Source organism: Candidatus Zixiibacteriota bacterium, from assembly GCA_040753875.1.
Taxonomy (GTDB): domain Bacteria; phylum Zixibacteria; class MSB-5A5; order GN15; family FEB-12; genus DATKJY01.
This window is the reverse complement of sequence record JBFMDV010000021.1, coordinates 33,831-40,495: the sequence shown is the minus strand read 5'-3', so window position 1 is coordinate 40,495 and position 6,665 is coordinate 33,831. Positions and strand designations below refer to the sequence as shown.

At 56.6% G+C, this 6,665-nt stretch carries 8 protein-coding genes; 2 read left to right on the top strand and 6 right to left on the bottom strand.

Annotation, left to right across the window (positions count from 1 at the left end; translation table 11 throughout):
- The first annotated feature begins 529 nt into the window (after positions 1–529).
- Complete coding sequence (lpdA, locus tag AB1644_07335; protein ID MEW6050858.1) at positions 530–1,948, top strand: dihydrolipoyl dehydrogenase; 1,419 nt, start codon at positions 530–532, stop codon at positions 1,946–1,948.
- 174 nt (positions 1,949–2,122) lie between these two features.
- Here lpdA and AB1644_07330 read toward each other — a convergent pair whose 3' ends face one another.
- From AB1644_07330 to AB1644_07305, 6 genes are all read right to left on the bottom strand, one after another.
- Positions 2,123–2,902: a basic amino acid ABC transporter substrate-binding protein gene (locus AB1644_07330; GenBank protein MEW6050857.1), complete on the bottom strand. Its 780-nt coding sequence runs from the start codon at positions 2,900–2,902 to the stop codon at positions 2,123–2,125.
- 114 nt (positions 2,903–3,016) lie between these two features.
- Positions 3,017–3,916, bottom strand: coding sequence for a DUF5668 domain-containing protein (locus AB1644_07325; GenBank protein MEW6050856.1), 900 nt, complete (start codon positions 3,914–3,916; stop codon positions 3,017–3,019).
- Positions 3,913–4,287 carry a DUF5668 domain-containing protein gene (locus AB1644_07320; protein ID MEW6050855.1) on the bottom strand — a complete coding sequence of 125 codons (375 nt, stop codon included), beginning with the start codon at positions 4,285–4,287 and terminating at the stop codon, positions 3,913–3,915. Before AB1644_07320 ends, AB1644_07325 begins: the two co-directional genes overlap by 4 nt.
- Positions 4,284–4,745 (bottom strand): PspC domain-containing protein, encoded by a 462-nt coding sequence (locus AB1644_07315; GenBank protein ID MEW6050854.1) that lies wholly within the window; start codon positions 4,743–4,745, stop codon positions 4,284–4,286. The genes AB1644_07320 and AB1644_07315 overlap by 4 nt, the downstream gene beginning before the upstream one ends.
- A 132-nt stretch (positions 4,746–4,877) precedes the next feature.
- Complete coding sequence (locus AB1644_07310; GenBank protein MEW6050853.1) at positions 4,878–6,065, bottom strand: zf-HC2 domain-containing protein; 1,188 nt, start codon at positions 6,063–6,065, stop codon at positions 4,878–4,880.
- Positions 6,066–6,099: 34 nt separating this feature from the next.
- Positions 6,100–6,534, bottom strand: a complete 435-nt coding sequence (locus AB1644_07305) for an RNA polymerase sigma factor (GenBank protein MEW6050852.1) — start codon at positions 6,532–6,534, stop codon at positions 6,100–6,102.
- On the opposite strand from AB1644_07305, the gene AB1644_07300 reads away from it, so the two are divergent.
- Complete coding sequence (locus AB1644_07300; protein MEW6050851.1) at positions 6,517–6,657, top strand: hypothetical protein; 141 nt, start codon at positions 6,517–6,519, stop codon at positions 6,655–6,657. The genes AB1644_07305 and AB1644_07300 overlap by 18 nt on opposite strands.
- The last annotated feature ends 8 nt before the right edge of the window (positions 6,658–6,665 follow it).

The window sequence follows — 6,665 nt, the reverse complement described above, 5'->3', positions numbered from 1 at the left end:
CGCCGACAACGGAGCCGTAGGGCAGAACCGCTTCTGGTTCTGCCGATAGCGTCGTGGTGAGGTGATGGCACAGAAGGCGGAGGCGACGTGCCAAGCCTTTCCGTCGCGTCGAGCGCAGACGGGACGCGGGCTATCGGCCTATCGGTTTGCCGCCGGTTCTCGTCTTCGCTCGAACCGACGATGGGACAGCCCCTCTGTTGTCGTCGCGTCGAGCGCAGACGAGACGCGAACCTTCGGCCTACCGGTTTGCCGCCGGTTCTCGTCTTCGCTCGAACTGACGTCGGGACAGCCCCTCTGTTGTCGTCGCGTCGAGCGCAGACGAGACGCGAACCTCTGGTCTGTCGATTCTCGTCTTCGCTCGAACCGACGACAAGTGCTGGGGCTGGATTCCGGCTCTCGACGGCCGGAATGACATTCGTGCGGGCCTCACGCTATGTATTCGTTTGAGACTTTGCGTCGCCCAATCCACCTCTCTGAGCACTTGCGAAATCGTTCAAACCTTGTACTTTTCCGGCTGTTATAGCAGAGAATTCAAAAAGGAGCCAGTGTCATCGAACAGTTTAATATAGTCATAATCGGGGGCGGGCCGGGCGGATACACCGCCGGCATTCGTGCAGCCATGAAGGGGGCCAAGGTTGCGGTGGTGGAAGATCGCGAACTGGGCGGCGTCTGTCTGAACCGGGGATGTATCCCGTCCAAGGCGCTTATCGCGGCGGCAGCACAATACAAAAACATGAAGGAAGCTGAGGTGTTCGGTATCCACCTGCCCGGTGCACCCGTATACGACTGGCTCGCCATGCGGGCACGGAAGGACAAAATCGTAAGTACGTTGGTGGGTGGGATAAGCCAATTGTTCAAATCGCATGGAGTGACCCATTATCAGGGGTTCGGCAAAATCACCGGCACTAATTTCGTGACAGTGGTCGATGAACATGGCGGTGAAAGCAAGCTAAAAGCCGATAATATCATCATCGCCACCGGTTCGCGCGCCATGAACCTGCCGGCATTTCCAATCGACGGCAAACGGATTCTCTCGTCGGACCATCTGCTCGAATTGCCCAACCTTCCCAAGTCGATGTTAATAATCGGCGCGGGGGTTATCGGCTGCGAATGGGCGTTTATGTTGTCCATGCTCGATGTCGAGGTGCACGTGGTGGAAATGCTGGACCATGCGTTGCCGATGGAGGATATCAACACCTCGACATTGATCGAGCGTGAATTGAAGAAGCTGAAGGTGAATCTTCATACCAAGACCAGGGTGGAGTCAATTGCGCCCGGTGCTGAAGGTATCCATGCTGCGCTCTCCAGCGGCAAGAGTATCGACGCCAACCAAGCTCTGGTGGCAGTGGGGCGGGCGTACAACACCGAAGAGATCGGTCTCGATGAAGTTGGCGTCGAGCGGAATAAGAACGGCTCCGTCAAAACCGGCGCCGATATGCGGACGAACGTGAAGAACATTTATGCCATCGGTGATGTGCGCGGGGAGATACTCTTAGCCTATACGGCGGTTCATGATGGTTCGGTTGCGGTCGACAACTGCCTGGGCGGGAAAGCGCAGAAGAACTACTTGGGAGTGCCATCGGTGATCTTCACGCATCCGGAAGTGGCTTCAGTGGGGATGACCGAGGAGAAGGCATCCAAGGAGCACTCGGTCTCAATTGGCAAGTTCCCGTTACGCGCGCTGGGCAAAGCGCAGGCGGAGAACGAAATCGCAGGCGAAGTCAAGATTATCGGCGATAAGAAGACGGACAAGCTGCTCGGTGTGCATATAGTCGGCATTCATGCGACCGAGATCATTCATGTGGCGGCGCTGGCGATCAATCAGGGGCTGACGGTGACTCAGCTTGGGAATCTGATATTCGGCCATCCGGTAATATCGGAGTCGATTATGGAAGCGGCGCACGATCTGCACGGGATGTCGGTGCATCTGGCGAAGAAGCGGGTGTAGGAGAAGAAGACCCTCATCCGGCCTTCGGCCACCTTCTCCCTGAGAGGGAGAAGGACCGAAACCGGTGCCCCACAGCTTGCTGTGGGAGAAATTGATTCAGTGATAAACGGCACACGTCCTCGTGTGCCGACGGGCGGCAGACCGGGAGGTCTGCCGTTTACTTGTCTAGTTCATCTATTCCTCGGCCGGTTCGGAGCCGAACCATTTTTGGTGTAACTCCGAGTACTTGCCGGAGTTCTTGAGTTCGGTGAGGGCGTGGTTGATCTCTTGCAATAGTTCCGCATCCCCTTTGCGCACAGCGATACCGTACTGCTCTTTGCTCAAGATAGGCCCCACCATTTTGGATCCGCCGTGGCTCTTGATATACGCCTGTGTAGTCGGGTAGTCGTTCAACACCGCATCGAGGTTACCATTTGCCATGTCGATAAACGCTGAGCCGATGTTGTCAAATGAGAACACCTCGAGTCCAGTTGTATTCTTCGCCATAATCTCGCCGGTGGTGCCCAGTTGCACGCCGACTTTTTTGCCGTACAGATCCGGCAAGCCGCCAATAGTGGTGACTGACTCCGGCACGGCGATTGTCTGTCCCGCCAGGTAATACGGCTCAGAGAAATCTATCTGCGCCGCCCGTTCGGGTGTGATTGTCATGGCGCTAATGGCAACATCGTACTTCTTGCCGTTCAGGCCGGGAATCATGCCGTCGAACGGCGTCACGATGAACTCAGGGGCCCAGCCGTTGAGGGCGCAGATTTCTTTGATCAGATCGATGTCGAAGCCGTCCGGCTTGCCGGTGTTCGTGTTGACGGTTTCAAATGGGGGGTAGGTAGCATCGGTGCCAATGCGGAGCGTTGAAGTCTCCTGTGCCCTCTCGCTCTTCTGGCCACAGCCGGTCAGGATTGGAGTTGCACTTAAGAGAGACAGAATAACTGCGATGAAATGCGACGGACGACTCATAGATCTTAAGATACACAGAGGGACCCATCATGCAACAGGTTTGGGATCGCCGCAAACAAAAAGACCGGCTCCGGCGCGAACGCCGGGACCGGCCTTACTGGAGGGAGAGAGCGTTTAATAGTAGTCAATCGAGAGCGAGCTGAGACGGTCGTCCAGATTGACATTTATCTTGTTGTTCAGTGTATCGTAGCCATCGTTGACGAAGGCGCCGTCGCGCGGTTTCAGGCCGACCTGTTGCAGGTATTCCCGGTCATCGACACCGTTGATCCTGATGCCGGCATCGCTCGGCAACCGAAGCCGGATGTCCGAATTCTCACCGCGCAGCGATACTTCCACTTGCGGCAGCAGCGTTCCCAACTTGACATACACCGAGCCCTCATCGGCTTCGAGCTTGAGGTCCTTGAGAGGCGTGGTGGAGAGATTAAGGTGCATGTCCGAGCCCTTGCCGAGGCATTCCAGAGTAAGCGGCACCAGGTTGGAAAAAGACAGATACCAATCGTCGGGGGCATCCGTCTCGACCCGGATAGCGTTGCCAAGCAATCGTCGCTTCCCCCCCTCGAAAGTAACATTGGCAGAGCCGTCCTGAACGGCATAGGTGATCTCGGGTTTATGCGTGAACTCCCGGAACTGGCCGTCGACCAGATCATCGGTAGCATCGCGAACGGTGAGGTCGCCATCGGTGAGGTGAAGTGACGCATGCAGTTCTTTCACGGTCGGATCAGCAGGCGCCTTGTAACTCGTCTGGGAGAAAAAGCTGAGGTCACTGCCCCCCATACTTCCCACGTACACGAGGTACAGACCGCCGAGGAAAAAGGCGACGGAGGTCAGATATGACAGAATCTGAAATTTCGATTTGGTGAAGATCTTCTCTATCCCGATCGCAATCAGCAACACCGGGAGGTAGATAAGGAAATCCTCCCAGAAGTTGTTGTTGATGACATCCAGGTTCCGAAGCAGCAAGACCGCCCCAAGCAGGACCAGAAGCATCCCCCATCGAAATCGTGCCGGTGTCATGGTGTCGTTTCTCCTTTCTGGCCGGGTACGTGCCAGGACTGGGTAGGCGTCCCGATCGGTCGGTGAAAACGACGGCGACGAACGAGCATCCCCAAACCAAATATCACCAGAATGAGGGGCCAGAATTTCCGGATGATATCACCGAGGTCAAGCGGGTACCAGTTGCGGTCGATCAGGAAGAAGAGCCCCAGCCCGACCAGCAAGAGGCCGGGAAACAACCCGGACCAGTCCCACCGTCGCTCGATGTTCCCGTTTTCGGCGCCACGTCCGCCCGCCAGCCATCCGATGATATATCCCACGAGTCCCATCAACACACCGAACAGCGCCGGAAAGAACCATCCGTCTCCCCACATGCCGTGAGCCGGTGTCATGACAGGGTTCCTCCGTTGTGTTCGGCCAGATGTCCCTGGTTGATACTTCCGGAGGCCGGACGTTCCTCGCGTCCTCTTCCCCGATAGAGCACCAGCAGGAGGCCGACGGCGATCAACAGAATCGGCCAGAATTGCTCGATGATCTCATCGAGATCGAACCAGTACCAATTGATATCGACGAGCAATAGAATGCCGACGGCGATCAGAATGGCGCCGGGGACATATCGTGTCCAGGTCCGGCTCGGTGGGGCCACCTGTTCGGCGGGCAGTCCGGCGGGACGTTTCCGAATGGCGATCCAGCTGATCAGATAGGCCAGAAGGCCGATGCCGTGTGCAAACACGAGCAGGACCGCAATGATGCGGACGATCGACGGGTCTATGTTAAAGTACTCAGCCAGGCCGCCACAGACCCCGCCGATATACTTGTCGGTGGTCGAGCGATACAAACGTCGTTCCATAGCCTCTCCTTTCCGAGATTACCAGCCTACTAAGGGTATTTACGAACCACCCGGCCAAAAGGTTCGGGGGTTTTTGGGCAGGGCAAGTCCACCGAGGGGTGAGCCCGCGTTGTAGAACGGCTTGAAAACGCCTTAGCGTCTGCGGAGTTGTTCCAAGAGGCGCGACGCAAGGTCCCGGTTGACAGAAATCGAATCCGATGCAGCTTTTTCAATGACTGTCTCGGCGGCGTGAGTCTCGGAAGAGTCCGGTGAGTTGAGGGCCAGTTGATAACAGATATCGAGGAGCTGTCGCTCGATCCTGTCTCGCCCAGACTCCTCGCGCTTGGATTTCTTCACGAGTCCCTGCGAAAGGTCGGTTGGGAACATGGTTCTTGATTGCGATCGGTTGATCTGAGCCAACAACGCGGAGAGGGAATCTCGCTGGTGACGCAGTGACGCGAGGTTGCCGATGGCTGAGTCGGCCGACACTGAAGGAGAAGCTTCAAAGGCGGCCGTCTGCCCGGCGAGCGCTTTGGCAGCTTTGTCAAATACTTCCGTGTCCTTTGGCACGAGCTGCTGAGGTACAACCTCGGGAAGCGCTGGCGCCTCTTCGACAAGCGAACTCTCGGCGACAGGCGGTCGAAGTTCTGCTTCGGCTGCGGGAGCTGGTGCCTGTTTGGCTGGTGATGTGCTTTCGCGAATCACAGATGTTTCGGTTTGTCGGTCAATCTGCTGCAAAGGTTTCTCGGACGTCGTTGCGGTTTTTCGTTTGTTCGGCATCGAGGTGTCATTTGATCTTCGGCGTAATGTGTCCTGCGGCGGGGCCTCGCGAGACTCCGGCTCATTTGTCGAAAGAGCTACTTCGGCTCCCTCCGACGCCAAGGTGTCCTCGATTGTCGATTGCGCTCTGCCGGTCTCATCGATCGCTCCGTGAGACCTTTTGTCGGTTCGTGGTTGCACTGAAGGTGTTTCCATCTTCCGCTCCGGAAAGATATCGTCCTTGTGCATCCCGATGTAGCCGAGGAGAACGAGCGAGGCCGCCACGGCAACGACTTTCCATCCCAGTTGTGCGATGCGACGTGACGGTCGAACGTCCGTTATTTCAGTTTTCTCGGCACGGCCCAATCGTTCTTCGATTTGCCGAGCTGATTTCTCCCAGTAGTCATCGCTGCCAAGCTCGGAATTCTGCTTAACGAGTTGATCCAGCTTCTCGAATTGCGCCAGTAGCGCCCGACATTCGTCGCATGATTGTAGATGGGTCTCCATCAGGGCCAATTCCTGCGGGGGAAGGTCCCGGTCGAAGTAGGCCGATACTCTATCGAGGAAATATCCGTGATCCATAACTCTACAACGCTCTCATCGCCTATACCGTCCCCTACAGCAAATCTTTCAGTGCCTCCAGGAGATATTGCCGGGCCCGATAGAGGCGTGAGTCCACCGTCCCGGGAGGGATCTTGAGGTAGCTGGCGATATCGGCATAGTCCATCTCCTCAAAGTGCCGGAGGACAAACACCGTCCGATAGGTTACCGGCATGGCCATCAACGCCTTGTAGAATCGCTCCTGGGTCTCGTCGTCCAGTAGTTTGTCGAGCGGTCCCAGGTCGGTCGAGACCGGGTCGAATCCCTTCTCAGATATCTTATCAAGCGATTCCTTCTTTTCCTCTCTGTTCACCTGCGTAAACGCCAGGTTTCGTGCGATGGTCGAGAGCCACGGGTAGAAGGTATACTCGGTCCGGAAGCTCTTCAGCGCTCCCCAGGCCCGCACAAACGCCTCCTGGACAATATCTTCTGCTTGGTCGAACGACCCCACCAGCCCGTAGATATACCGGAACAGACGTTTCTGGTGGAGCCGGACCAGTTGACCGTACGCCTGGTTGTCGCCATTCTGAGCAGCTTCGACCAGCTTTCGCTCGGCCGACTCGTCACCAGATAGACTTACTT